Origin of the sequence: Polaribacter staleyi, from assembly GCF_038024045.1 — a bacterium.
GTDB classification, from domain to species: domain Bacteria; phylum Bacteroidota; class Bacteroidia; order Flavobacteriales; family Flavobacteriaceae; genus Polaribacter; species Polaribacter butkevichii.
In genome coordinates, this window is record NZ_CP150665.1 from 142,683 (window position 1) to 169,171 (window position 26,489).

14 protein-coding genes are annotated in these 26,489 nt (G+C 31.7%); 13 read left to right on the forward strand and 1 reads right to left on the reverse strand.

Annotated elements, in window-relative coordinates; translation table 11 throughout:
- Positions 1 to 384 carry a YchJ family protein gene (locus tag WHD07_RS00545; protein WP_343329600.1) on the reverse strand — a complete coding sequence of 128 codons (384 nt, stop codon included), beginning with the start codon at positions 382 to 384 and terminating at the stop codon, positions 1 to 3.
- 391 nt (positions 385 to 775) lie between these two features.
- On the opposite strand from WHD07_RS00545, the gene WHD07_RS00550 reads away from it, so the two are divergent.
- The 13 genes from WHD07_RS00550 (at position 776) to WHD07_RS00610 (ending at position 26,475) form a co-directional block, all read left to right on the forward strand.
- The gene (locus WHD07_RS00550; protein WP_343329601.1) at positions 776 to 1,777 is read left to right on the forward strand and encodes a GntR family transcriptional regulator; all 1,002 of its coding nucleotides are present in this window, start codon (positions 776 to 778) and stop codon (positions 1,775 to 1,777) included.
- A gap of 3 nt (positions 1,778 to 1,780) precedes the next feature.
- Positions 1,781 to 3,265, forward strand: a complete 1,485-nt coding sequence (locus WHD07_RS00555; protein ID WP_343328630.1) for a xylulokinase — start codon at positions 1,781 to 1,783, stop codon at positions 3,263 to 3,265.
- A gap of 163 nt (positions 3,266 to 3,428) precedes the next feature.
- A complete protein-coding gene (xylA, locus tag WHD07_RS00560) occupies positions 3,429 to 4,745 on the forward strand; it encodes a xylose isomerase (RefSeq protein WP_343329602.1) in 1,317 nt (438 codons plus the stop codon).
- 108 nt (positions 4,746 to 4,853) lie between these two features.
- Positions 4,854 to 6,278, forward strand: a complete 1,425-nt coding sequence (gene xylE, locus WHD07_RS00565) for a D-xylose transporter XylE (RefSeq protein WP_343329603.1) — start codon at positions 4,854 to 4,856, stop codon at positions 6,276 to 6,278.
- A gap of 584 nt (positions 6,279 to 6,862) precedes the next feature.
- Positions 6,863 to 8,515 (forward strand): DUF4038 domain-containing protein, encoded by a 1,653-nt coding sequence (locus WHD07_RS00570; protein ID WP_343329604.1) that lies wholly within the window; start codon positions 6,863 to 6,865, stop codon positions 8,513 to 8,515.
- A 35-nt stretch (positions 8,516 to 8,550) separates the two neighbouring features.
- Entirely contained in the window at positions 8,551 to 10,089 is a 1,539-nt protein-coding gene (locus tag WHD07_RS00575; RefSeq protein ID WP_343329605.1) for an arylsulfatase, read from the forward strand.
- A 145-nt stretch (positions 10,090 to 10,234) separates the two neighbouring features.
- Positions 10,235 to 11,620 carry a family 43 glycosylhydrolase gene (locus WHD07_RS00580; protein ID WP_343329606.1) on the forward strand — a complete coding sequence of 462 codons (1,386 nt, stop codon included), beginning with the start codon at positions 10,235 to 10,237 and terminating at the stop codon, positions 11,618 to 11,620.
- 201 nt (positions 11,621 to 11,821) lie between these two features.
- Entirely contained in the window at positions 11,822 to 12,751 is a 930-nt protein-coding gene (locus tag WHD07_RS00585; protein WP_343329607.1) for a DUF1080 domain-containing protein, read from the forward strand.
- Positions 12,752 to 13,321: 570 nt separating this feature from the next.
- Positions 13,322 to 14,650, forward strand: a complete 1,329-nt coding sequence (locus WHD07_RS00590; RefSeq protein WP_343329608.1) for a family 43 glycosylhydrolase — start codon at positions 13,322 to 13,324, stop codon at positions 14,648 to 14,650.
- 163 nt (positions 14,651 to 14,813) lie between these two features.
- Positions 14,814 to 17,414, forward strand: coding sequence for a VPS10 domain-containing protein (locus tag WHD07_RS00595; protein WP_343329609.1), 2,601 nt, complete (start codon positions 14,814 to 14,816; stop codon positions 17,412 to 17,414).
- A 7-nt stretch (positions 17,415 to 17,421) separates the two neighbouring features.
- On the forward strand, positions 17,422 to 20,235 hold the full coding sequence (locus WHD07_RS00600) for a VPS10 domain-containing protein (protein ID WP_343329610.1): 2,814 nt from the start codon (positions 17,422 to 17,424) through the stop codon (positions 20,233 to 20,235).
- Positions 20,236 to 20,319: 84 nt separating this feature from the next.
- Positions 20,320 to 22,152: a sulfatase-like hydrolase/transferase gene (locus WHD07_RS00605; RefSeq protein WP_343329611.1), complete on the forward strand. Its 1,833-nt coding sequence runs from the start codon at positions 20,320 to 20,322 to the stop codon at positions 22,150 to 22,152.
- A 120-nt stretch (positions 22,153 to 22,272) separates the two neighbouring features.
- Positions 22,273 to 26,475, forward strand: a complete 4,203-nt coding sequence (locus tag WHD07_RS00610) for a VPS10 domain-containing protein (protein ID WP_343329612.1) — start codon at positions 22,273 to 22,275, stop codon at positions 26,473 to 26,475.
- Positions 26,476 to 26,489 lie beyond the last annotated feature (14 nt).

Genomic DNA, 26,489 nt, shown 5'->3' on the forward strand with positions numbered 1-26,489 from the left:
TTATAAATATTTGACTTCATTTTTTGCATCTAAATATACCCAATATCCATTTTCTTTACAAAAAGTAGAATTTTCTTGTATACTTTCTAAATTTCCGTTTTCTAAAAAGAAAGCATTAAAACGCACGGTGCTTTCTGTGGAGTTTATTATTTCTAATTTAACCCATTTTACAGATTTTGTCCATTTTTCTAATTCCTTGTATTCTTTTTTAGAAAGTCTTGTGGTACTATGATGACTTTTGTGTAAATATTTTATATCAGCTAAAACAAAAGCACTGTATCTAGAGCGCATTAATTGTTCTGCAGATGTAATGCTCTCTATGTTATTATGTGCTTTTTGGCAACAATCTTTATAAAGTTTTACAGGATTACAAGGGCAATTCATCGTTGATTTTTTGATAAATATAATAATAAATCAAAAATAACTGCTTTGTAGTCCTTAAATGAATGAAGAATTTATTGTATTAAACTTTCCTTTTTAAGTGAAATGTATTTTTTTTTAACCCAAAAGAGAATATATAATTTTCTTTTTAGATGAAGAGTCTTGAGCCATTTTTTGATTCTATTCGTAAAATTTTTGCTAAAATATAATGGATCACTTTATCTTAAAATATATATATAATTTTATATATTATTATTTATTATATTTTTTAAAACTGTAATTCTCTGTAACATAATTATTTGTTATAGAATTATATTTTTTATACCTTTACAGTACAGAACAGTACGGTTTTAGGGAAAAGGCGTTTAAAATATTATATAGACAAGATTAAATAATGATTAATAATAAAATTTCTTTAAGAATAAAACACCAAGGTGATATTCCTAAATATCAACAATTAGTAAACGCAATTAATGATGCTATATCAAAAAACCTTTTAAAGAAAGGAGAGGCTTTACCATCTGTTAATGCGGCCTGTAAATTTTATAGCTTATCTAAAGACACTGTATTTAAGGCGTATACAATTTTAAAAGAAAACGGAGTTATAGATTCTGTTCCTAATAAAGGGTATTATGTTGCAAATGATACTAAAAAGGTGCTATTGTTATTAGATACCTTTAAAGCTTATAAAGAAGTTTTATATCATTCTTTTGTAAATAATCTACCCAAAAATGTAATTACCGATGTGCAATTTCATCATTATAATATAGATAATTTTAAAACTATTTTAAATAGTTCTAAAGGTAAATATTATAAGTACGTTGTAATGACTTTTGATCATGGTGATGTACCTGATGTATTATCTGATATAGAAAATGAAAAGTTGTTACTAATAGATTGGAATGTGCATTCTAATAGTACTAATAATTATGTGTTTCAAGACTTTGGAAAAGCTTTTTTTGAAGCTTTAAAAAGTGCTGAAAATGTATTTAGAAAATATAAAGAAATTGTTTTTTTATATCCAACCTATACTTATCACTCCATAGAAACCATTACTTATTTTAAAAAATATTGCGAATTATTTCAGTTCAACTATACAGTGGTAACAGAACCTAGTTTGTTTAATGTAGAAGAAGGGGTGGCTTATATCAGTACAAGTGATAGAATGTTGGGTATCTTTCTAGAACAATGTAGAGCTAAAGATTTAGAACCCGGAGTAAATGTCGGTTTTCTATCTTACAATGAAACGCCTATGAAAAAATTTATTTATAAAGGAATTTCAGTAGTTTCTACTGACTTTAAAGAATTAGGTACCAAAGCAGCGGAATTTGTTATGCAAGAAAAACCAATGCAATATTACGTTCCAACAAAATTAATAGTAAGAGAATCATTATAAATTATGTATTATTTAGGATTAGATATAGGTAGTTCTTCCATAAAAGCAGCTTTGGTAGAAGTAGCAACGGGAAAAAGTTTAGGAGTTGTACAAGAACCCAAAGAAGAAATGGGGATGTTTGCACAGAAAAATGGTTGGGCAGAACAAAAACCAAACGATTGGTGGCTGCATATTTGCAATGCAATTACCAAGCTAAAAAAAGAATACAATATAAGTAGAACCCAAATAAAAGGGATTGGTATTGCATACCAAATGCACGGTTTGGTTATTGTAGATAAACAAGGAAATCCACTTCGAAAAAGTATTATTTGGTGCGATAGTAGAGCCGTAGAAATTGGTCATAAAGCTTTTGCAGAAATTGGCGAAGAAAGATGTGCATCACATTTATTAAACTCACCCGCAAATTTTACCGCATCAAAATTAAAATGGGTCAAAGAGAATGAGCCAGATATTTACAATCAGATTCACAAATTTATGTTGCCAGGAGATTATGTGGCATATAAATTCTCAAATAAAATAAATACCACAATTTCAGGTTTATCAGAAGGTATCTTTTGGGATTTTAAAGAAAACACTGTTGCCGATTTTTTATTAGAATACTATGGAATCGATAAAAATTTGGTACCAGATATTGTAGACACTTTTGGTGTTCAATCTTTAGTTGATGAAAAAGGAGAAGCAGAAAGCGGAATTGCAGCCGGAACACCCATTTTCTATAGAGCAGGAGATCAACCCAATAACGCACTATCATTAAACGTTTTTAACCCTGGAGAAGTAGCTGCCACAGGCGGTACATCTGGAGTTGTGTATGCTGTAACCGATAATTTATCGGGTAAAGAAAGTACCCGAGTTAACAATTTTGCACACGTAAATTATGCTAGAGAAAATAAAAGAATTGGTAAATTATTAAACATCAACGGAGCCGGAATTCAGTACCGATGGTTGTTAAATAACTTAGCCGTAGATTCTTATGAAGAGATGAATAACTTGGCATCAGAAATTCCTGTAGGAACAGATGGTGTTTGCTTAATTCCTTTTGGTAACGGAGCAGAACGCATGCTAAATAACAAAGAAATTGGAACACGAATTGTAAACATGAACCTAAATAATCATCACAAAGGGCACATGTGTAGAGCCGCATTAGAGGGCATCGCATTCTCATTTGTATACGGAATGGAAATCATGAAATCAGACGGCATAAAGCCAAGTGTAATTAGAGCAGGAAACGACAATTTATTCCGTTCAGAAATATTTGCAAATACCGTAGCAACCTTAATAGAGCAAGAAATAGAAATCTACAATACCACGGGTGCCATTGGTGCCGCACGAGCAGCAAATTTACACAAAGGAGATTTTGAAGCTTTCGGAAAAGCAATTATGGACAACGATCATGTAATGACTTTTATGCCTTTTAAAGACCAAAAACCGTATTTAGAAGCCTATAACAACTGGAAAAAAGAACTAGAACTCGTTTTAAAAAATCAATAAAAAAAAAAGAATGTTTTAGGGCGTTCCCTAAAAAGGTCGGGCTTTACGCACTCGCTTTTTTTACTTAAAAAAGTAAAAAAGAGCTCAAACAGATGCTTCAATCCCTAACGCAACATAGCACAATAAACAATTACACGAATAAATAATAAAACAACATTTAAAGATGGCAAATAAAGAATATTTTAAAGGAATCGAAAAAATTCAATTCGAAGGAAAAGAGTCAGACAACCCAATGGCTTTTAAATACTACAACCCAGATCAGGTAGTAGCAGGAAAAACAATGCGTGAGCATTTTAAATTTGCTATTGCCTATTGGCATACATTCTGTGGACAAGGAGGAGATCCTTTTGGACCAGGAACACAAAATTTTGCTTGGGATCAATCATCAGACCCTATTCAAGCCGCAAAAGACAAAGCAGATGCAGCTTTTGAATTTATCAACAAAATGGGATTTGACTACTTCTGTTTTCATGATTACGATTTAGTACAAGAAGGCGCAACCTTTGCCGAATCAGAAGCAAGATTAAACACTATTACAGATTACATCAAAGGAAAACAAGCAGAAAGTGGTGTAAAATTATTATGGGGAACAGCCAACTGTTTTTCTAATCCACGTTATATGAATGGCGCTTCTACAAACCCAGATTTTAATGTAGTTGCCAGAGCAGGAGGTCAAGTTAAATTGGCTTTAGATGCTACTATTAAATTAGGTGGAGAGAATTATGTTTTTTGGGGCGGTAGAGAAGGTTACATGTCTTTATTAAACACAGACATGGGACGTGAATTAGACCACATGGGACAGTTTTTAACCATGGCAAGAGATTATGCAAGAGCACAAGGTTTTAAAGGAACTTTCTTTATAGAACCAAAACCAATGGAGCCAATGAAACATCAATATGATTTTGATTCTGCTACAGCTATTGGGTTCTTAAAAGAATACGGTTTAGACAAAGACTTTAAAATGAACATTGAGGTAAACCACGCAACCTTAGCACAACATACTATGCAGCACGAATTAGCAGTTGCAGCCAAAGCAGGCATGTTAGGAAGTATCGATGCAAACAGAGGAGATTACCAAAATGGTTGGGATACAGACCAGTTTCCAAACAACATACAAGAAACAACAGAAGCCATGTTAGTTTTCTTAGAAGCAGGAGGATTACAAGGAGGTGGAGTTAATTTTGATGCAAAAATCAGAAGAAACTCAACAGATATGGAAGATGTTTTTCACGCACATATTGGAGGAGCAGATACCTTTGCAAGAGCATTATTGACTGCAGATAAAATTATGACATCTTCTGCTTACAATTCTTTAAGAGAAAAAAGATATAGTTCTTTTGATGCAGGAAAAGGAAAAGACTTTGAAGCAGGGAAATTAGAATTAAAAGACCTATACAACATTGCGCAAGAAAATGGAGAATTAACATTACAAAGTGGAAAACAAGAGTTGTTTGAGAATATTATCAATCAACATATATAAAAACAAAAAGGCCTTTTAGATTTAAAAATCTAATAGGTCTTTTTATATGCACCTTATTTTAAACTACATTTTAGCAGAAGTGGTACAAACAATTAACTAAAACATATTATGGCAAAAACAACAAATTCAGGTTATCTTTTAAAACTTACTTTAGTAGCAACTTTAGGAGGTTTATTATTTGGGTATGACACAGGTGTAATTTCAGGAACCGTAGGTTCTTTAGATAGTTTTTTTGTAATTCCTAAAGGATTATCAGAAACAGCAGCAAGTGCTTTTAAAGGCTTTTTAGTATCCAGTGCTTTAATTGGATGTATCATTGGAGGAATCTTTGGAGGGGTAGTCAGTAAAAAATTAGGTAGAAAAAAAGGATTAATTTTAGCTGCAATTTTATTTTTAATATCTGCTTTAGGTTCTGCAATGCCAGAAATGTTTATTGGTACTTTAGGTGAGTTAGATCATACATACTCAACCATATTTATTGTGTATAGAATTATTGGAGGTATTGGAGTTGGTTTAGCATCTATGTTATCACCTCTTTATATCGCAGAAATAGCTCCAGCAGATAGCAGGGGGAAATTAGTTTCTTTTAATCAGTTAGCTATTGTTGGTGGTTTTATGGTAGTTTATTTTGTAAACTATTTTATATCTAGAAGCGGTGGTTCTGACGCTTGGTTAAATGAAATTGGCTGGAGATGGATGTTTGCATCAGAAGTTATTCCTGCAGGATTGTTTTTGGGACTTTTATTTTTTGTTCCAGATACGCCAAGATCTTTGGTTTTACAAAACAAGCCAGAAGAGGCTTTAGATGTTTTAGTAAAAGTAAATGGAGAAAAAGAAGGTATTAGAATTTTAGCAGAAATACAAGATTCGACGGATGAAAAAATCTCTGGAAACTTATTGTCTTTTGGTTGGTTGGTAATTGTTATTGGGATTTTAATTTCTGTTTTTCAACAGTTTGTTGGAATTAATGTCGTGTTATATTATGCGCCAGAAATTTTTAAAACCATTTCATCAGGTACAGATAGTGCGTTGTTAATGACTATTATAGTTGGTGTTGTAAATTTCTTATTTACCATTATTGCTGTAAAAACTGTAGATAAATATGGTAGAAAACCCTTAATGATTATTGGGGCGTTAGGTATGGCGGTAGCTATGATTTCTTTAGGGTTTGTCTTTTTTGTAGGAGCAACAGGTTATTTAGCATTATTTTGTATGATGTTATATGTGGCAAGTTTTGCTATGAGTTGGGGACCAGTAGCTTGGGTTTTATTAGCCGAAATTTTTCCAAATAAAATTAGAGGAAAAGCTTTATCAATAGCGGTTGCTGCTCAATGGATCTCTAATTACTTAGTGTCTTTAACGTTTCCGATGATGAATGATAATTCTTATTTAACAGGTTTATTTAATCATGGATTTGCATATTGGGTATACGGTATTATGAGCATTTTAGCAATGTTATTTATTATGAAATATGTGCCTGAAACGAAAGGTAAAACTTTAGAAGAAATGGAAGGGCTTTGGAAAAAAAAGTAATATAAAAATAAATTTGAAAGAATTATTAAACCCAATTTTAGATATTATGTTAGTTTTTATTTAATAGGAATATCGGTTTAAATTTTTTATAAAAAAAGACTCTATTTATAGAGTCTTTTTTTTGTTTTTAGATAATTTTTTTTAACTCAAAAATAGAACAGTACCCATACTTTAAAAATTATTGTACAGAATAAAATATTATATTAATTAGAAACAGAGATTTTAAGGTTTCAATGTGCATTTCTATTGAAATAAGGTGCTGTAAAACAAAAATGGTAATATTTAGACCATATGTTATTCTATTGTATTCTTAGTAGAAGTATTTTTAACCTTTAAAGGAAATAGAATAATTAGTAGATTTTATGATCGTTTTTTTATTGGAATTAGTATTCAAAAAATAACCTCTTAAAATAGAAAAATAGGTTTTAATTAAACAGAAAATTCACCTTGGTTAAAGTTACTATAAAGCTAACAAATTTCAATAAATAATCGGATAGGGAAAGTTGCCTATTTATTTCATAACAGAAATATAGAAGCTTATTTGTAAGGATAAAGTTTTATTAGGGGAATGATAATTTGTAGAAATGAATAAAAAATTAAATATTTTAATAGGGCTTTTTTTCTGTGTAAATATTTGTATAGCACAAATAAAAGTTTGGAAAAATCTAAAGAAAAACAAAACCATAGAAACGGTTCAATGGGAAGTTAATGATATTATTTATAATGTAAGAAAAGAAATAAAAGATCCATTTACTAAGCAAGCTTTTGCAATCGTAAAAGGGAATGCTAGTACACAAAAAATACCTTTGTTTTATAATGGAGATAAAACTTGGGTTTTACGTTATTCAAGTGCAACTATTGGCAAGAAAACCTTTGTTATAGAATCTGAAATTAAAGAATTAAATAACCAAAAAGGAAATATAGAAGTTGCTAAAAACCAAAAGAAAAACCGTCATGGTGGTATTGTTTTATCAAAAGAAGATACGCAGCATTTTTATTATGAAGATGGTTCTCATTATTTCAATTTAGCATTTGAGTGTGATTGGTTGTTTGCATTAGATTATAATCAAAAAGAAATTTCTAAGACAGAACACTTATTGTCTTTGATTGAAAAATATGGATTCAATCAAATTGTAATGAATGTATATTCTTATGATGTTAAATGGCCAAAGGATGAAAAACTGAAATCATATCCAGAACATGAATTTGGAAGTCGTGAAGATATTTTTCCTTTTTTAGGAACAAACTCAAAACCAGATTTCAGTTCATTAAATATTAATTTTTTCAAACATTTTGATAAAGTGATATCAGAAATGCATAACAAAGAAATTGTAAGTCATTTGATGATTTATGTTTGGAATAAAATGGTTTCGTGGCCAGATATGGAAACGAAGGCAGATAATATGTACTACGATTATGTGGTAAAAAGATATCAAGGTTTTCCAAATATTATTTGGGATGTTTCTAAGGAAGCCTTGCATTATACTAGAGCGACTAAAGAGTATATTTCTGAACGTATACAGCGTACCCGAAATCTAGATTCGTATAATAGATTGGTTTCTGTACATGACTATGGTTTTTGTAGAAATCATAAAGACGAAGTAGATTTTATTTCTACACAAGATTGGAAACATACTTTGTATCAAAATATGTTAAAAGCTAGAAACGACTTTCCAAACAAGCCAATATTTAATATAGAACATGGAGGTTATGAAGACTCTCCGTATGTAGTTTTTCCGGGTGCTTATGATAATGCCGAAACGTGCTTAAGAAGAAACTATATGTGTTTGTTTGCAGGTGCTTATACTACTTATTATTGGCAAGGTACTTCTTGGAATGCTGTTATTTATAATCCGTTTGAGCAACCAGAAGATTTTAAGAAACCTCACTTCGAATATTTTAAACATATGAAAACGTTGTTTGAAAAGGTGAATTTCGAAAACTTTAAACCAATGCCGAATTATAACAATGCTGGTTATAATTTAACAAACGAAAAAGACGGAATTATTTTAGTTTATAATCCTAAAGAAAATAATTGGGCAGGAGGAACCTCAAAAGCTTTAAAAGAAAAATTCAATTATAAAAATGCAACTAAACAATGGTTTAATACCATTACAGGTGAGTTTACAGAAGAAGTAAAATACATAAAAAAGCCTTTAGAATTTTGGGATTCTAGACCATGGAAAGGTGAAGCAGACACCATCTTGATTTTAAGTAATTTAATAGTAAAAGAATAACCAAATTATATTTTAAAAAATAAAAACACTTAAAGATGAAACACAGTATAAAAATCTTATTTCTAATCCTTCTAGGATTTTCAGCTTGTAAAGAAGCCAAAAAAGAAAGTAAAAAAGAGGTCGTTAAAAAACCAAATGTGGTTGTAATCTATTTAGATGATTTAGGTTATGGAGATTTAAGTGCTTATGGAGCTACAGAGTTACAGACTACAAATATAGATGTTCTTGCAAATGAAGGTATAAAATTTACAAATGGTTATGCAACTTCAGCAACTTGTACACCAAGTAGGTTTGGTTTGCTAACAGGGATGTATCCATGGAGAAATTCTAAAGCAAAAATATTACCAGGTTCTGCACCATTAATTATTTCTACAGAGCAAGAAACATTACCTAAAATGTTTAAAAGAGCAGGATATCAAACAGGTATTGTTGGTAAATGGCACTTAGGCTTAGGTGCAGGAAATTTAAATTGGAACCAACACATTTCTCCAGGACCCAATGAAGTTGGTTTTGAAGATGCTTATATTTTGGCGGCAACACAAGATCGTGTGCCAACGGTTTACATTAACAATGGATATGTTGATGGTTTAGACCCTAAAGATCCAATTTCTGTAAGTTATAAGAAAAATTTTGAAGGAGAACCTACCGGTTTAGACAATCCAGAATTAACAACGATGAAATGGCATCACGGTCATAATAATAGTATTGTAAATGGAATTCCTAGAATAGGATATATGAAAGGTGGTGAAGCTGCTAAATGGGTAGATACCGATATGGCAGATCATTTTTTAAAGAAAGCTCAAAATTATGTAAAAACACACAAAGAAAAACCATTTTTTCTATACTATGCATTACAGCAACCACATGTGCCAAGAACTCCAAACCCTCGTTTTGTAGGTAAGTCTGGTATGGGACCAAGAGGAGATGTAATTTTAGAAGCAGATTATATGGTTGGTGAGTTTATGAAAACCCTAAAAGAAGAAGGTGTTTTAGAAAATACATTAATCGTTTTTTCTAGTGATAATGGTCCAGTTTTACAAGATGGTTATTATGATAATGCAATAGAAAAATTAGGAAAACATACACCAGGCGGTAAATTAAGAGGTGGTAAATATAGCTTATTTGATGCAGGTACTAGAGTTCCTTTTATGGTGTATTGGAAAGGAACAATACAACCAAAAGTATCTGACGCTTTAGTTTGTCAGGTTGATTTATTAGCATCTTTTGCAAATTTATTAAATGTAAAGGCAGATGTAAATGATAGCCAAAACATGTTAGATGAATTTTTAGGTATAAGTAATAAAGGTAGAAAAAACATTGTTTTAGAGGCAGGTTCTAAAACGTCTTTTAGAGCAGGAGATTGGGTAATGATTCCTCCTTATAAAGGAGCTCCTATGAGTTGGCATTCTTTTGTTGAAACAGGTATTAAGGAAGAATTTCAGTTGTACAATTTAAAAGAAGATGTGGCACAAGAAAACAACCTTGCAACCAAAAAACCAGAAAAATTAAAAGAATTATTAGCAGATTTTGTAAAGATTAGAGGCGAAAAGTATTCTAATATCAAAAAGAAATAATGAAGAAGAGAATATGAATTTAAAATAGCTGTATCATCAACAGATATTCGATTAAAAGGCAACAAAAGATTAAAAGGAGAAGATTTAATTCTTAAGGATGGTAGAGAAATATTTTTTTCAAAAAATAAAGTTCAAAAAATAATAAATGATGACTAAAATTTACAAAACTACTTTTTTTATTCTAACAGTTATATTTTTAATTTCTTGCAATAATAAGCGAGAGAAAGTTAAGGAAGTTAAAAGTGAAAAACATCAAGCTGTTAGTGTAGATGTTATTGTACCAGAACATGGTATGGCAGATCCACATGCTTGGGTAGAAAATGGTCGCGTTTATATTATTTGTGGTCATGATAAATCTTGGGATGCAACTTCTTCTTTCCCTATGGACAGATGGGAAGTTTGGTCTACAGACGATCTAATAAACTGGAAACATCATAGAAATATTTATCCTTCAGATACTTATATAGGAGACAAACCAAACTGTTGGGCTGGAGATATTTGCGAAAGAGATGGTAAGTATTACTGGTTTTTTTCGAATAGAAATATAGATACTGGTGTTATGGTTGCAGATGAAATTACCGGAGAATATAAAGATCTTTTAGGGAAACCGTTATTGCCAAAAGGTATTGTACCAGTACATCCTTATGATCCAGAAATTTATATTGAAAACAATGTTTACACTATTTGTTTTGGTGTTGGTACGTATTATATGTCAACATTAGCAAAAGACATGAAATCATTAGAAACTACTCCTAAAAAAATTATAGTAAAAGATACAGCAGGAAACATTGTAAGAACTGATGATAAACCCACTTTATTTAAACGAAATGACAATTATTATTTAGTTTTTGGAAGCAGATATGCAATGGCTAAAAGTTTATACGGTCCGTATGAGTTAAAAGGTGCTTTTTTAAGAGGAGGTCACACAAGTTTTTTTGATTGGAAAGGTCAGAAATATGTATTACAAGAAAATCACGATATCAGTGCTTTTTACAGAGGAGCAAGCTTAAAACCTGTCAATTTTAAAGATGATGGAACAATTATTATTCCAAAAGATGATAGCATGTATCCAGAACCTGGTAGGCCATTTGAGTTTAAAAACAGCACAATGGGATGGAAGGCAGTAAATGGAACAGATGTAGCTTTTAAAGACGGAAAGTTAGTTGGTAATATTTCTAAAAAGAATACAATTATAAGAAGTGCACCTTGGCTGTATACAGATACAAGGTTATGTTCTGAAGTTGTTTTTAAAATAAAGAATATTAGTAATGCAAAAGAATTAAAGTTTGCAATTTATACACGTAACGAAAAAGAACATGATTTTTGGCAAGTTAAAACAGATCCTATAAATTGGGCTAAAGAACAATGGATAACAATACCTATAACATCAAATGATACTGATTTTAAAACATACAAAATTCAGTTATCAGCATTTAAAAACATAGAAAATAGGTTAATGCAAATTGCATTACAGCCGGCTAGTGATGTAAATACAGGGACTTGGGTATTAGATGAAATCATCATAAAATAAGAAACATAACTGTAAAGTTCTTCCGAGTAAATTAAAGGCGGTTATCATAATACCCTTATTGTTCTCTATAGGTGATGTAATTAGTTTTCTCTTGATAAAAAAAAGGAGATTATAATAAAGTTTATACTACAGAACGTGATGCTTCTAAAAAGAAAGGAAAGAGAAAACGGTATGTGTAAAAAAGAGATAATTTTTAAGTTTATGAAAATCAATAATAAATATTTTAAGCTTGGTCTTTTCTTTTTACTGATTTCTATAGGTATAACAGGTTGTAAATCTAATAAAGACACTGTTAATAATAAGATTGCTTTAGAAGAGTGGTCATCATTATTTAATGGAAAAGATTTAAAAGGTTGGGATATTAAGTTTACAGGAGAAGAACTTAACGAGAACTATAAAAATACTTTTGTTGCCGAAGATGGCATGTTACGAATAAAATATGATGAGTATACTGAGTTCAATGATAATTTTGGACACTTATACTATAAAAATCCTTTTTCGTATTATAAATTAAGTTTTGATTATCGTTTTGTTGGAAAACAAACCAAAGGCGGAGCAAATTCTAATCATAGAAATAGTGGTGTAATGTTGCATTCTCAATCTGCAGAAAGTAATGAGTTTGATCAAAAATTCCCGGTTTCTGTAGAACTTCAACTTTTAGGAGGTTTAGAAGATCATAAAGCTAGACCTACTGCTAATGTTTGTACACCAGGTACTGTTATTGTAACTGGAGATAAGATTAATTACAAACATTGTGTTTCATCAAGCTCAAAAACTTATTATGGAGACCAATGGGTACATGCAGAAGCGATTGTTTTAGGTGGTGAATCGATGACTTTTATAGTAGAAAACGATACTGTTTTAAAGTTTAAAATGCCACAAATAGGGAGTTTAGATAAAACCAAAAATTACAGAGGTGAAAATTGGAAAAAGTGGAAAATTAATAAAGAGGTATGGAGTTCTAAAACGGGCGATATTTTAGATGAAGGTTATATTGCTTTACAGGCAGAGAGTCATCCCATTGATTTTAAAAATCTAAAAATTTTAGACTTATGTGGATGTAAAGATCCAAAGGCAAAAAATTACAAATCATATTATGTAAAAGACAAGCCTAAATCTTGTGTTTATTAAAATGTAAAATATAATTATGATTAAGGAAATGATCATAAAGAGGTTTCTGTTGTTACCAATATTATTTGTATCTGTTTTAATCTCTAATGAGCAAGCTAAAAGCATCTTTACAAGTTTGGAATAATAACCTTAAAAAAAACTGCGCAAGTGCGTTATGCATAGAAAAATTATGTAGAAGGTTGTTTGTTTAATACTGCTGGTTTACCTGCATCGAGATTGGAGTGTTGTTTTTAATAATTAAAAAGATATTATTTGATTGTATAGAGATTGTTAGTGTTTAAAATAACTCTCTAACCTGTTTTAATAAGCTTAAATTTTAGAGGAATTATGTTTATAGTTTAATCAGAGAAAAATCTAAGTATAGCTTATTATTGTTACGCTAGAATAGCTAAAAAGATGAATAGTGTTGCTGTTTAGTTATTTTGTAGCCTTAAAAGTTAAGAGTTAAAATTAAATTTGATACTTATTAAAATTACTGATTTATAGTTTGATGAAAATAAATTGATAACCGGAAACTAAGGCTAGTAAAAACAAAACTTTTGTTTATAAAATTTTAATTGAATAATTAGTATGAAAAAATGTATACCATTTTTCTTTTTAATCTTTAGCTTGTATATAGCTGCACAGAACCCAATTGTACCTGCTGGAGTCTTTATTGCAGATCCAGAAGCTCATGTTTGGGATGATGGTAGATTATATATTTATGGTTCTAAGGATGAAAGTAGCGATTATTGGTGTTCTCATAATCATCATGTATTATCTACAAACAATTTAACAGATTGGACGATGGATGAGAATGTTTTTTCTTCTAAGGGAAAAAATGATCAAGTTGCCTATAACGATAAACTTCTTTTTGCACCAGATTGTGCCTACAATAATGGTAAATACTATATGTATTATTGCTCGCCAAAAGGCAGCACTAAAACAAAAGAAACAGGAGTTGCGGTTAGTGATTTTCCAAATGGTCCTTTTAAAAAAGGGATAAGAATACAAGGGGTTAATGAAATAGATCCAGCAGTTTTAATGGATGATGATGGACAAGGATATTTATATTACGGACAAGGAAATCCACAAGTTGCTAAGTTAAAATCAAACCTTTTAGAAATAGACCAATCAACAAACCAGAAACTTTTAGATAGTTTGGGGAATAAGTATTTTCACGAAGGTTCATCCATTAGAAAAATAGGAAAGAAATATTATTTTGTATTTGCAGATGAAAGTAGAAAGGGAAGACCAACATGTTTAGGGTATGCAATTAGCGATTCTCCGATGGGACCTTTTACATACAAAGGAGTAATTATAGATAATTATGGATCTGACCCTAAAGTATGGAACAACCACGGATCTATAGAAAAATTTAATGGTCAATGGTATGTTTTTTACCATAGATCTACTCATAATACACAAAGATTTAGAAAAGTTTGTGTAGAGCCTATTCAAATTAATAGAGATGGCACTATCAATGAAGTAGAAATGACATCTCAAGGGGCAGGTAAACCGCTAAAAGCAACAAAAATTATAGAAGCAGAATGGGCTTGTGGTTTAACTGGTAATGTTTATATCACTTCAAATAAAGAGGCAGATAGTGCTATAGAGCAATTATCCGAAATTAAAAATAACGATACTGCAGTTTTTAAATACATAGATTTTAATAAGAAATTAAAAAAATTTAAAATTAAAACATTCAATGCTTTAGGTGGTCTAATTGAAGTAAGAATAGATCGTCCAAAAGGGAAAAAAATAGCAGAAGTAAATATTTCTAAACAAGAAGACAAAACCTCTTTTCAAATTGATGAAACTAATATTGAACAAACTAAAGGAAAACATGCTGTGTATTTAATATGTAAAGGAGAATCCGATAAGGTTTTGTTTGATGTAGATTGGTTTACCTTTTATTAAAAGTGATAGATAGGTCTAGGTGTATTTATAGAAACTAAAGAATAGGTGTTTTCAAAGCAAACACGATCAAGTACAAAAGCAGATGGAACAGAGGTTTACCGTTCAAATTTTGCAAGAGGAACTTATGATTATAAATTGAATTTAAAATAATAGTGTAGATAAAATGAATCGAATAAAAGTTGCAATAATAGCTTTAGCGTTAAGTCTAAATGCGTGTGCCCAATATACGAAAGGTCAAGATCGTTTTTTTAAAAAAATAAAAAATGAACGCGTAGTTTCTGATCAATCTATTGAATGGAAAAATTTTGGACCAGGAATGTCTGGTTATAACGAGGAGTTTTGGTGTCATCCAACGGATACAAATGTTATGTTTATGGGACCAGATATGCATGTAAGCTATGGTACTTGGGATGCTGGTAAATCATGGCAAACAATTAAAGATTCTGATGGTGATGGAAGAGATATGGAACGTGTATTAGATATTACATTTTCTAAACAAAACCCAGATTTTGGTGTGGCTATAGAGCGTGCAGGTGGCGTTTATAGAACAGACAATAGAGGTAGAAATTGGAACTTAATTTACAATATTCCTAGAACTAGTGGTAAACACGTAAGTAATGCACATACACAAGTAACCATCAATCCTAAAAATGATAAAGAATGGTTAATAGGGGCAGGAGATTTTTGGAATGTAAAGAATAACCATAGAAGTTTAAAAAATATTCATGGAATTAAACATGTAAGAGCAAGTTATGGCTATGTTTTAAAAACAATAGATGCTGGTAAATCTTGGAAGAAAATTGCAACAGATATTTCTGAAGATTTAGATGTTGCTAGAATTATTTATCACCCTAAAAATCCATCAACTATTTTTATAGCCACCAACTACGGTATGTTTGTAAGTAAAAATGGAGGAGATGATTGGAAAGCAGCCAATAAAGGGTTGCCTCATAATTTACCTCGTGATTTAACTTCTTATTACAATGCTAAAACAGGAGATTTTGAATTGTTTTTGGTAGAACAAACCGTTTATAAAAAAGAAGGAAACACCACAACGTCTATAGGAGGCGTATATAAAAGTACTGATGAAGGAAAATCATGGACAAATATTACAGGGAATTTAGCAATTGATTTAACTAAAATTAATTTTTATCCAGAAATAGATAGATACTACAACACTATTGGTTATTGGTTTGGAGAATCTAAAAAGCAAATTAAAACAGAGCTAAAAGAATTACCAACAGAAGCTTTGCCAGTGTTCAATAGGTTGGTGGTAAATCCTTTAAATAAAGATGAAATTTACGTTGTTTTTAATAAAAAACACGATAAAACTTTTGGAGCTGGAGATCTTTGGAAAACAGATAATGGTGGTAAAACATGGACTGTTTGTGCAAGAAATGGTATGTATTGGAAAGCCAAAAAAGACAAAGCGTATTGGGCAAGTAGAAATAATCCAATAGGCGATAATATAGAGTTTGCCCACTTGCAAGTAAATATGGATAATGGATCTGAACGTTCTGGAAACCGTATGTTGGCTATCAATGCTAAAGGAGAAGTCTTTATTGGTATTGATCAACAAACGTTAAAATCTACAGATCATGGAAAATCTTGGCAACAAGTAGATGATTTTGAAACATCACCAGGAAGCAATAAATGGATTGGTAGAGGAGATAGTGATTTACCAGGAAGGTTTATGTTGCATGAAACAGGTATTAAAGGAAGAAGATTGTTGGCAAGTGGAGAGCATGGTTTATGGCAAACCACAGATTTAGATGGTTGGCCAGATAAACAAGCAGTAGCTGTAGAGCAAATTGATGGTCAGGTACATGATCATAGCGGAAATCACGGGCAACATTCAACCTCTACAATGGCAGTTCACCCTAACGATCCAAATACTATTTATTCTTTGGCTTGGAGACAAGAACACCGTGGTAAATTACGTAGAACACAAGATGGAGGGAAAACATGGGAAAATATTTCTACAATTTTTGAAGGAAACAATCCTTCATATAGAGGTTTGGTAACGCAATATTCTTTAACCATAGATCCTAAAGAACCAAAAAACATGTATTTCTGTACTGTTAGAAAACCAATATCAGAAGTAGGAGACGGATCTGCAAAATTGACAAAAGGAGGCTTTGGTTTTTATCGTTCTTTAGATGGAGGATATAGCTGGGAGTTAAGTAACAAAGGTTTCCATAAAGAAGCAAGTGTTAGAAGAATAAAATTAGACCCTAAAAATTCAAGTGTAATTTACGCTGCATTAAATGATCACAAAGGAGGTTTATACAAATCTATAAATAAAGGAACTTCTTGGAATAAAGTTAAAATTCCATCAGTTATAAAAGCGGTAAATAATGTGTTTATCGATAGAAATAATAACAATTTATACATTGCTACTGGTAGAAAAAACGGAACGTATGAAGAAGGTGGTGTTTGGAGAAGTAAAAACAACGGAAAATCTTGGGAGCAAATATTTAAAGCACCTTTTGTTTGGCAAGTAGAAACTTCTCCTTTAGATGAAAATTTAATTGTGGTTAGCGCAGCAGGTCATTATCCAACGAAGTTTAAAAACCCTGGAATTTATCTTTCTCAGGATGGAGCAAAAAGTTGGAAAAAAATAAACAAAGGATTAGGCCAACCTAATAAAATGGTTGATGTAAAACCAGATCCGTATAATAAAAATGTATTGTGGAGTGCTGCTTGGGGATCTGGATGGTTTATTACTTACTTGAATGGATCAACCGACGGTTGGTTAAAATAAAACGTATATGTTCAGAATAAATTATAAAAAACAAAAAGTCTTTTTTTTCGCGACAATATTGTTTCCGTTATTTTCCATGGCGCAATTGGATGCTTCTTTTTTTAAAAAATTAAATAAAGAAAAAGTAAGTTCTTCAACAAAAGTTACTTGGAAACAGTTTGGACCAGGAAATGCAGGATATGCTAATTTACTACGTTATCATCCTACAATACCTGGCTTGGTAGCTCAATGTCCTGATATGTGGAATGCGTATCAATCTAATAATAATGGAGAAGATTGGTATGGAATTACAGATAGCGATGGTGATGGAACTTTTTATCATTTACGAGATTTAGACTATTCTTACAGCGATGCTAATTTTGGGTTAGCACTTTCATCATCAGAATTATGGCAGACTAATAATTTAGGTAAAACTTGGACAGTAGTCCCTAATTGTCCATGGTATACAATAGATGCAGATGGTGGAGATAAAAACAGGTGGAAGAAAAAAGTAGCTGCTTTAGCCATAGACCCAACAGATAAAAATATTTGGTTTGTTGCAGGAGGATCTAATGTTAGAGGACAAGAATGGATATCTAGTTATAAAGGAGTAACTTTAGAAAAACCACATGGTAAAACGGCAACTAATGAAGGGAAGTTATGGAGAACGACCAATGGAGGTAAATCTTGGAAATTAGTAAATAAAGGGTTAAATCCTAAAGCGCAAATAGGAAGAATTATTGTCAATCCAAAGAATACAAAACAAGTATTTGCTGCTTCAAATTATGGTTTGTACTGCTCTAATAATGGTGGAAAAAGTTGGGAACACATTTCAAAGAATGTATTTGATAATGACATTATTGTAGATATGGATTTTTACTACAATTCAAAAAATAAAAAATTTATCCTCTATGTTATAGATCAAATACAATACCTCCCAGATGGAGAAACCACAAAATGCACTGGAGGTATATTCTATTCAGAAGATGAAGGGAAAACATGGAACAAAAGTAATGGAGATTTAGGTTTAGATATCAATCAATTAACAGGAGGTGTTTCTGATAATTATTACCAATACATTGCTAAGTGGTTTCAAATAACAATTTCTAAAGCTAAAAAAATGTATCCTAAATTACCTACCTATGCGATGCAAAATTTTAGCATGTTAAGTACCGATCCAAGTAGAGAAAAGGCATTGTATATTGGTTTTGCAGATCCACAAGTAGGAAATTCTATTATGCCTGGGCGTTTGTGGTCTACAGATAATAATGGTAAAAAGTGGATTAATACAGCTCGTTTGTATCAAGAAACTTGGGAAAAAGACAAAGCTTATTGGAACGCAAGAAACAATCCGTATCATGAAAACATGAAAGTGGGGCATTATTCACCACACATGCGAAGAAATAAAGATTATGCGCTTAGATCTATGCGTGCTTTAGATGTTGGTGTAGATGGTAGTGTTATGATTGTGTCTGATCATAGTACAATGTTAAGTAAAGACCATGGTTTAACATGGCAACAAATGGATGAGAAAGAAACTAAAAAGGGAGGTATTATTGGTAGAGGAAATAGCAATTTACCAGGTTTAACTATTTTACAAGATCGTAGAAGAACATCTACTTTATTCGGTTCTGGAGAGCATTATCTTTGGATTCCAACAGGAGAAAGTGAAAAAGGAATTCCTGCAATTAAATTTATTAGTAGTGCTCAAGAAACCGTTAGTAATTTGGTTTTTGATCCTTACAATGTACAAACGGTTTATGCCACGTCTAACAGACAAGGAAAGAAGCAGTATTTATTTAAAAGTACAGATGGAGGATTAAATTGGGAAAAATATGGGGTTGCCACACCAGCGACCAACAAATGGAAAGATGATTTTTATACCAATGGACTAACAATTGATCCTATCAACAATCAATACATGTATTTTGGAATTACAAGAATAGTAGATCCTAAAAAAGGGAAAGAAGGTGGCTTTTTCTTTTCTAATGATTATGGCAAAACGTTTCAACAAAGAAACGTAGGGTTGCCTTCTCCAGCTCGTATTAATGATGTACAATTTGATCCAAGAGATACTTCTAGAAAATCATTATTTATAGCTGCTGAAAAAAATACACAAAACTATTTTTTGCCTTTGGCTAAAGGAGGTTTGTATTTTTCATCAGATAGAGGAGCACAATGGGAAAAAGTACAATTGCCTAAAGAGATTGAAAGTGTACAGTTTATAAAATTTGACAATACAAACCGTATGTATATTACTACTGGCCATAATGCTGGAGGTGCAGGGGTTTGGTATACGGATGATTTTGGTGAAAAGTGGCATCGAATTTTTGATTTTTATGGAACAGAATCTTTTGATATTTCTCCTTTTGACAATAATTTAATAGCAGTTGTAGTAAGAAAATCTAAAATTAATCAAGGAGTTTATTTGACTGAAGATAGGGGGATTACTTGGATAAAAATCAATAAAGAGATTGTAACACCACATCAGATTGAGGATATTAAGTTTGATATTTTTGATCCTTCCAAAATATGGATAGCCAACTTAGGTACAGGTTTTTATTTAGGAAGTATTAAAAATGGAAATAAAAATAGAGTGGTAAAAATGGAAACCACTGATGTTAAAATTAAAAAAGGAGAAAAAACGAAACTTAATGCAACCATTGTTAATCTAAATTTTAAAGGAGAAAAACTGATTTGGAAGTCAGAAAATACTGCCGTTGCTAAAGTTGATAAGAAAGGAAATATAATTGCAAAAGGAAAAGGGCAAGTTAAAGTTTGGGCAACTACAAAAAACGGTAGATATGCAGATTTTAGTATTGTTACAGTGCTTTTAAAATAGAAATAATCAAAGTAGAGGTAATCGGTTTTGAATACAAAATGGCAGATTCTTATACTAATTAAAAAACTAAATACTAGAAAAGATATGAAACTAAATAAAGCAATATTGCTATCATTGTTTGTTTTTACTTTATTACCAAAAATTACTTGGGCACAAAAGCAACAACCCAATGTACTTTGGATTTTAACAGATGATCAACGTTACGATGCCATTAGTGCATTTAATAAAATGATTGATGGTCAAGAAATGAGTAAGTTAGGTTATATAGAATCTCCAAAGGTAGATAAGTTAACAAGAGAAGGAACTACATTTATAAATACCTATTGTCAGGCTACAGGTTGTGCACCATCACGTGCCTCTATGCATTACGGTCGTTATCCATTCCGTTCAGGAGTGTATGAATTTGAATATCATAACAACAATGCATCAAGCTCTAAACCAACTTTACCAGAGCAAATGGCTACGTTAGGTTACGAAACTTTGCATATTGGTAAATTAGGAGTTCGTTTAAAAACCAAAGAAGGTGGAAAGCTAAAATCTGCTAAAATATATCAACAAGACATTAGTTTTAAAGAATTAAGAAAAGATGGTTTAACGGGCTGGGGTAAAGATTGGTTTGATGAAATAAATGGAGAAAAAATAAAAAGACAAAACGTAGAGTTTTTTGTAACTGAAGAGGGGGAATTTCAATATATCTCTAAAGAATTAGAAAACAAATTGCCAAATTATAAGGGGACAGCTAAAAAAGCAATGGAAGAGTATGATTTACTTAGACATTATAACAAAAAGAAAGGACCACTTACTCCGTTTACTCCAGGTATATTAGCCGGTGTAAGTTCTAGAAAAGCAGGAGAAACAAGAGATGGTTATTACACTCAATTTTTTAAAAAATATTTAGATAGTGAAAATAAAAAATTTAAAGCAGGTTCTAGAGAATTTAAAGGTGTAAACCCAGATAAACCTTTGTTTTGTCAAATAGGGTTCGATTTTCCTCATACACCAGTACTGCCACCAGCGAGCTACAGAGAACGTTTTAAAAAACATACTTATAACGTACCTTCTTTTGATAAAAAAGAGTTAGAAACAATGCCTAAACAGTTAAAAAAACAAGTAGAAGCGGGTTATTCTGACCATTTTAAAGATGCAGAGAAACAGAAAATGATTCAAGATTATTATGCTTTTTGTGCCTATGGAGATGCATTAGTTGGACAAGCAGTTGATGATTTTGTGGCATATAGTAAAAGTAAAAACCAACCTTATATGATTGTCTATGTCTGTGGAGATCATGGATGGAAATTAAATGAGCACGGATCAGTTTCTAAATTTTCTTCTTGGGATATAGATAGTCATAACCCAATAGTGGTCGTTTCTTCGGATAAAAAAGCATTTCCAGCAGGAAAAGTGGTAAAAGACTTTACAGAGTTTGTAGATATTGCCCCAACAATTATGGCTGCAGGAGGTGCCGATTTAGAAAAATCAGAATATGCATATTTAGACGGTTTAGACATGCAGAAAGTAGCATCAAAAGAAGCCCCTAAAAGAGATTATATTGTGGGAGAAAGTCATGCAGTAACAGGGCCAAGAGCTTACATTCGTACTAAAGATTATGTGTTTTCTATGCAAACTCGTCCTACTAAAAAACGTGGAGAAGATATGAATTGGGCTTTAAATGCTAGTTATAAAGAACTAGATCCTGCTTTGTATTACATGAAAAAAGACCCTCATGAAATTAACAATTTAGCTTTTGATAAAAAGTATGCGAAGATTGCAAAACAAATGAAAGAAAAGTTAATCAATATTGTTTTAGGAGATAATCGAGTAGAAGTTAATTGGGGAAAAAGAGGAGACGGAACAGAAGTTTTTCATAGTAATTTTGCTCCAGGAGCACATGATTATAAATTGACACTTAAAAAATAATAAAGTTTTTAAGTTGTTTAATAGCAGTGAGTTGTAAATACAATATTTAACTACTATAAGAAGCTTAGCAATTATTTTAATAGACCAATAGCAGCTATTACTGTAATTAATCAATATAAAATGAATAAACTAAAAAAAGTAGCATTGCTAGTTTGTGGTTTGGCAACCTTCTATGCAAATGCACAAAAAAAACCGAATATTATTTTGTTGTATGCAGATGATATTAGTGCTCGTGAATTGCCATTTTATGGATCGGATACTTGGACACTACCCAAAGGAGGGAAATTAAAAGGAGGAGATACACAAGATGTAAAATATAGAGCTCATACACCAGTATTAGATAAATTAGCACAAAAAGGGATGTACGTAAATACAACTTGGGCGGCTACGGTTTGTGGCCCAAGTAGAGCTATGATGATGACGGGTAGATATGCACATTTACACAAATGGTGGCATAATAAAGACAAAGGAAAAGCACCAAACGGAAAAGGTTCTTGGGATTTGTATGGAAGTTCTCCGTATTCTATTTCTATGATTGCTAAAAAAGGTGGATATGCGACCTATTGGGCAGGAAAAACACAAATGAATATTGAAGGATTTGAATTTGATGAAGGGTGTTTTACTCCAGGAGAAGGCTCCTACAATAAAGCCATTCATACAACCGATTTTAGACTAGAAACCAGAAAAGTAAATGGAAAAAAGAAAATATTTAATGCTGATACAAATAAAGCCTTGATACAAAAAAGTTATGTACAATCGGGTTGGTATTGGAAACCTCATGTACAACTGATGAACAATCCTAATGCTAAAGAACATTTAGAATGGTGGCCCAATACAAAAGCTTCTGAAAAAGGATTTGGACTAAATACTTTTGGACCTGATGTAGAATTAAAATATGTTTTTGACTACATGGAAAGAAAAGAAAAAGAAGACAAACCTTTCTTTATTTACCACACGAGTCATTTAGGACACGATGCGTTTGATTTTTTACATCCTAAAAGTGGAAATAAATGGCCTGGAACGCCAAAGATTCATTGGGATGGTAAGAAATATTCACGTACAGAACCAAATATTACAGGAGATAATGGTGTGTACAATACGCACGGAACGATTACAGAAGACGGAATTCACAACCATGTAAATTATTTAGATTATCAAGTTTCTTTGTACATGGAAAAACTAAAAGAATTAGGAATAGAGGATAATACTATTTTTATTTTCTGTGCAGATAATGGTACAAGTGGTTACGGAAAATCTAGCCCTATTTCTCAAAGAGGAACGCACGTTCCGATGCTTATTTATGCACCTGTTTTAAAAATGACCAAAAAAGGAGCACAAGATGTATTGGTAAATATTTCTGATATACTACCAACGATAGCAGATGTTGCTGGAGTTAAAATTCCGGATTCTTATGAAATTAATGGAGAAAGCTTACTTCCATTTTTAACAACAAAAAAAGAAAAACACAGAGAGTGGATTTACGGGTATCATAAAGAAACTCAAATTGTAAGAGGAAATTTAGTAATGAAAGATGGAAATAATGTTTGGTATGATGTTAGTAAAACTCCTTCAGATTTAATTAGTTTTCCTAAAATTACAGATTGGTCTAAGGTAACGGTTGCACACAGAAAACAACGTGATGAATTGTTGCACATAATTCCAAAATTCAATTTACATGACACAGAGCACGATGCGCCTAAAAACGGTTATGGAAAAGTAGCTCCTTTAACCTTAAAAAAAAAGGCTTTTAAAGAAATGAATAAATATATAGGATTGATTATTGTAGCATTGTTAGGTGTCAATACAAATGCGCAGTTAAATAAAAAGTATTTTAAAAAATTACAATCTAAACAAGTTACTTCTAGCAATTTGGTGGAATGGCACCAAGTTGGCCCTGGAATGTCGGGTTATTGTGAAGAGTTTTGGTGTCATCCAACAGATAAAAATGTAATAATGATGTCTCCAGATATGTACAATACCTATGGTTCTTGGGATGCAGGAAAAACTTGGAGAACCGTTAAAGATGTAGATGGCTCAGGTAAAGATTTAGCTAGAGTAAGAAAGTTTACATTTTCTCATCAAAATGCAGCTTTTGGTTTTGCAATTACAAGCGGAGGACAATTGTATAAAACGCTAGACACTGGTAGAAGCTGGAAAATAGTAAATGCTTTTAAAGGCCGTTATTCAGAAATAGTTGTAGATCCATCAAACGATAATAATTGGTACATAGGTATTGGAGATTTCTGGAACGTAAAAAAGAATTGGAGACATAAAAATGGGCAAGTAGGAAAGTTAAGTACTAATACTATTTATAAAAGTACAGATAAAGGAAATAGTTGGACAAAGTTTAAAATTGGTTCTTCTGATAAAATAGATATTGGTAGAATTATTGTAAACCCAAACAACTCTAACCTTTTAATAGCAGCAACTAATATAGGTGTTTTTAGAAGTGAAAATCAAGGTAAAACATGGACACAAAGCGCAAAAGGATTACCAGTAAACCGACCTAGAGATTTAGATTATTACTATAACTCAGAAACAAAAGAGTTTATTCTTTACGTGGTAGAACAAACAGTATTTGAAGCAAAAGGGAATACTGTTGCTACAAATGGAGGGGTTTATAAAAGTACAGATAGTGGTAAAACTTGGCAAAATATTACGGGAAATTTAGCAGTAGATTTAAATAAAATTACAAGTAAAAATATTCAGAATAAATATTGGCAATCTTTAGCTTTTTGGTTTCAAACAGATGTAAAAGCGATAAGAAAAAGTTATCCTGTATTGCCATCAAAAGTTTTAGATGTTTGGCATCGAATTCAGGTAAACCCAATAAATAAAAACGAAATTTATCTATCACATAATAACAAACATGATAAGGCTTTTTTACCAGGTGGTGCTTGGAAATCTAATGATGATGGAAAAACTTGGCAAGCTGTATCTAGAGCGGGTAAATATTGGATAGACGGAAAAGATAATGCCTATTGGCAATCTAGAAATAATCCGATAGGAACCAATACAACATTTGCTCATATGCAACCAGAAATGGATAGAAGAGAAGATTCTTGGGGAAACCGTTTTTTAGAGTTAAGTGCAGACGGAACAGCATATATTTGTTTAGATCAACAAGTATTAGAATCAAAAAATGGTGGAGAAACGTGGTTACAAATAGATGATAATGAAACAGAACCAGGTAGTAAACATTGGGTAGGTAGAGGAGATAGTAATTTACCAGGACGCTTTATGTTGTTAGAAACAGGTATTAAAGACAGGTACCTATTAACTAGTGGAGAACATGGATTATGGCAAACTACTTCATTAGATACGCATCCAAATAAAATGGAAGTTGCCGTTACACAATTAGAAGGGCAAATTAATCATGTAGGAGCACATTCTGCCGGTACCGTTGCTGTTCATCCGAATAACCCAGATATTATTTACTTTTTATCTTATAGACAAAGTCATAGAGGTAAGCTTCGTAAATCTATTGATGGCGGAAAAACTTGGAAAAACATTTCAACCATTTTTGCAGCTGATACTCCTGCTCACGAACGTTTGGTGTTTTTAAATTCGTTAATTATTGATGCAAAGAACCCAAGTAATATGTATTTCTGTGCTACTAAAAAACCTATTTCACAAGTTCATGGTCCTTATGCTAAAAAACTAACAAAAGGAGATTACGGTTTCTATCGTTCGGTTGATGAAGGGGTTACTTGGCAATTATCTAATAACGGATTTGAAGAAGAAGCTAGTGTAAGAAGAGTCATTTTAGATCCAAAAAATTCAGAAATATTATATGCAGCTGTAAATTCTGATAATGGTGGGCTGTATAAATCTACAAATAAAGGAAATAGTTGGAATAAATTGAAAATTCCATCAGAAATTAAAAACGTTAACAATGTATTTATCGATAGAAATACACAACATATTTTTGTTTCTGCTGGTAATGAAAATGCGACTGATCTTGGAGGCGGAGTGTGGAGAAGTAAAAATAATAGCAAATCTTGGGAGAAAATTTTTGAACTGCCTTACGTTTGGCAATGTGAAACATCACCAATAAACCCTAAAATTATTACTGTTAGTGCGCCTTTAGCTCACCGTGCAAAATCAAAAAATAAAAAAGCACAATTAAATCCAGGTGCTTATGTTTCTTTTGATGCAGGTAAAACATGGAATAAAATAAACCATGGTTTAGGGCAACAAGATAGAATTGTAGATTTTAAACCAGACCCATACAGAGAAGATATTTTTTGGGCATCACAAAAAGGGAGCGGATGGTTTATAGGATATTTAAAAGGAACAAAAAAGGGATGGTCTAAAAAATAAAAAAGATTTTATTG